Raw genomic sequence first — 2,836 nt, forward strand, 5'->3', positions numbered from 1 at the left:
GTGAACGGGGAGAGGGGGTCGCCCACGTTGCGGCCATCCTCCTTCTCCCCGCCTGCGGGGAGAAGGTGCCGGCAGGCGGATGAGGGGCGGGCGCTAACGTCGCCCGTCATGACAGCCTCAGGCCGACAGGAAACGGTCCTGGTATTCGTTGCGCTTGGCGACGAACCAGCTTTCCTGGATCGGCCACCACCACAATTTGTCGAGCGCATCGTCCGGATAGGCCGCGGCGAAGAAGGCCTTGGCATCGTCCGAGGTCAGGTCGGCCGCGCCCACCGCGGTGGAGTTGATCGACGTGGCGTTGGTGTACATGGCACCGGCTTCCGGGGTCAGGAACCAGTTGATGAAGGCGTAGGCCTGGTCGAGATTCTCCGCGCCCTTGGGGATCGCCACGCCTTCCATCCAGGCGAGCGCACCCTCCTTCGGCGCGATGAAGCTGACCGGCAGACCTTCCTTGGCGAGCGCCGCCGCGGTGGAATCCCAGGTCTGGCCGATGGCGCAGCCATTGACGCGGAAGGCGCCCTGCGCCTCGTTCTCATTCGACCAGAACTGGGCGATGTTGGCCTTGCGGGCGATCGCCTCGGCGACGATCACGTCGTAGATCTTGACCATGTTCTCTTCCGACGTGAAGGCATCGGCCATCGGCATCGGCAGCTTGCCCTCGGCCTCGAGCCAGAGCCCCAGGCCGACGAGGCCCGAATGGCCGCGCACCGTGGCCTTGCCCTTCATCTCGGGCTTCCAGATGTCGCCATAAGAGGCCGTGCCGTATTCGAGCGGAGCCTGGTCCTTGTCGAAGGAGATCGCTTCCGTGCCCCAGTCGGTCGGCACCTGGTAGCGCTTGCCGTCGATCACCGCGCCGAGGTTCTCGGAATTCTTCCAGGCGCTCGGCAGGCATTTGTCGACGTCGACCTTGGCTTCGTCGATCGGCTGCACCAGCTCGAACTCGACATAGTTCGGCACGCGGTCGACCGTCGGCCAGATGATGTCGAAGCCGCCGCCATTGTTGGCGCGAAGCTGGTTCAGGAGCTCGTCATTGGTGCCGTAAGGGGTGTACTTGGCCTTGATGCCGGTGGCCTTCTCGAAGGCGGCCAGCATTTCGTCGTTGATGTAGCCGGCCCAGGCGAAGATGTTGACCGAGCCCGAGGAGCCCTGCGCATAGGAGCGCGAGATGAACGGGGCGGCGAGCGACATGCCCGCGACGGATGCCGCTCCCTTGATGAAACTGCGTCTTTTGATCGAAGTCATGAAAAGCACTCCCCTTGTTCCGATGCGTTGATGATCGCAGCGGTTATTCCGGCTATGTTACAACGCGATGAACGCGCGGCAACAAAAAAGCGCGTGTCCCCTTTGCCGGCTCGAATGGAGGAGAATGAATGCTGCGCGGTCTCGACCCGATCCTTTCCCCCGACCTGTTGTACACGCTTCGCGCGATGGGTCATGGCGACGAAATCGTCATCGTCGACGCCAACTTTCCCGGCGAATCGAGCGCCCGGCATCTGATCCGGCTCGACGGCATGGACGCACCGCGCGTGCTCGCTGCCGTGCTCAGCGTCTTGCCGCTCGACACCTTCGTCAACCACCCGGCCGTCAGCATGCAGATGGTCGACGACCCGGAGGGCATTCCTCCTGTCGTAGCGGAGTTCCAGGAGGTGATCGACAAGGTGGCCGACAACCCGACACGCATCCGCCCGCTCGAGCGCTTCGCCTTCTACGAGCGGTCGCGCAACGCCTTCGCCGTCATCCAGACCGGTGAGCGCCGGCTCTACGGCAACGTCATCCTGAAGAAGGGCGTCCTGCCGCCTGAAGAAGCCTGACGGGAGGCTTGAAGGGCGGCTTCGGGCATCGTCAGCGCCGGCGCAGCAGATAGGTGTCCATGATCCAGCCGCGGGCACGGCGGGCGGCGGCACGCGCCTCGACGATCTCCCCGCCGACATCGGCGAGCCGGCCGGCGATGACGATCTCGTGCTGTGTGCCGAGATAGGCGCCCCAGTGAATGTCGTAGACCGCGCCGTCGAGCTCGCGGAAGGCGCAGGCACCGTCGAGCATGACGAGCACCGTGTCGGCGTTGTCCGGAAAACCTTCGGCCCGCAGGCGCCGGCCGGTGGTGATGTGGATCGCCCCGCCGATCGTGTTGAGCGGCATCCGGTGGCTTGCCGCCAGGGCCTGCAGGCTGGTGATGCCGGGCACCACCTCGAGCGCGAGCGCGATGCCGGTCTGCGCCTGCAGCCGCTCGACGATGCGCAGCGTGCTGTCATAGAGCGAGGGGTCGCCCCAGACGAGAAATGCCGCATGGCCGTCCTCGCCCGTATGCTCGGCCAGAAGCCCGGCGTAGAGCCGGGCGATCGCCGCGTGCCAGTCGTCGACGCCCCGCCGGTAGGAAGGATCGCCCGCATCGCGCACCGGCAGATCGAACTCGACGATGCGGGCGGCGGCGTTGCCGAGGAACCGTTCGCAGATGGCGCGCCGCAGGTCCGCCAGATCCTCCTTGGCCTCTCCCTTGCGCGGGATCAGGATCACTTCGGCGCGGTTCAGGGCGTTGATGCCCTGAACCGTCATGTGATCAGGATTGCCGGTGCCGATGCCGATGATCGAAAGTTTTCGCATGGCTAGCTTTCGGATACTCCCGCCTCGGCGAAGGTCGCCATCCCGTTGTGGCAGGCGAGCGCGCCGCGCAGGAGGTTGACCGCCAGGCAGGCGCCGGAAGCCTCGCCCAGCCGCATGCCGAGGTCGAGCAGCGGCGCAAGGCCGAGGGCGGCGAGCAGCTTGCGATGGCCCGGCTCGGCCGAGACATGGCCAGCCATGGCATGCGCCAGGCCGCCGGCGCTGAGCCGGGCAAGCG

The 2,836-nt window shown here is 66.2% G+C and carries 4 protein-coding genes; 1 reads left to right on the top strand and 3 read right to left on the bottom strand.

Annotation, left to right across the window (positions count from 1 at the left end):
- Nucleotides 1-117 precede the first annotated feature (117 nt).
- Nucleotides 118-1,242: an extracellular solute-binding protein gene (locus tag NUU27_RS25220; protein ID WP_257765042.1), complete on the bottom strand. Its 1,125-nt coding sequence runs from the start codon at nucleotides 1,240-1,242 to the stop codon at nucleotides 118-120.
- Nucleotides 1,243-1,370: 128 nt separating this feature from the next.
- Here NUU27_RS25220 and NUU27_RS25225 point away from each other — a divergent pair, with 128 nt between their 5' ends.
- On the top strand, nucleotides 1,371-1,811 hold the full coding sequence (locus tag NUU27_RS25225; protein WP_257765043.1) for an RbsD/FucU family protein: 441 nt from the start codon (nucleotides 1,371-1,373) through the stop codon (nucleotides 1,809-1,811).
- A gap of 31 nt (nucleotides 1,812-1,842) precedes the next feature.
- Here the strand turns inward: NUU27_RS25225 and cobF are convergent, their stop codons facing one another.
- The gene (gene cobF, locus NUU27_RS25230; protein WP_257765044.1) at nucleotides 1,843-2,601 is read right to left on the bottom strand and encodes a precorrin-6A synthase (deacetylating); all 759 of its coding nucleotides are present in this window, start codon (nucleotides 2,599-2,601) and stop codon (nucleotides 1,843-1,845) included.
- Between the two features lie 2 nt (nucleotides 2,602-2,603).
- A partial coding sequence (locus tag NUU27_RS25235; protein ID WP_257765045.1) for a nicotinate-nucleotide--dimethylbenzimidazole phosphoribosyltransferase occupies nucleotides 2,604-2,836 on the bottom strand: 233 nt, incomplete at its 5' end.

It is taken from the genome of Nitratireductor sp. ZSWI3 (assembly GCF_024655565.1).
Lineage (GTDB): Bacteria > Pseudomonadota > Alphaproteobacteria > Rhizobiales > Rhizobiaceae > Nitratireductor.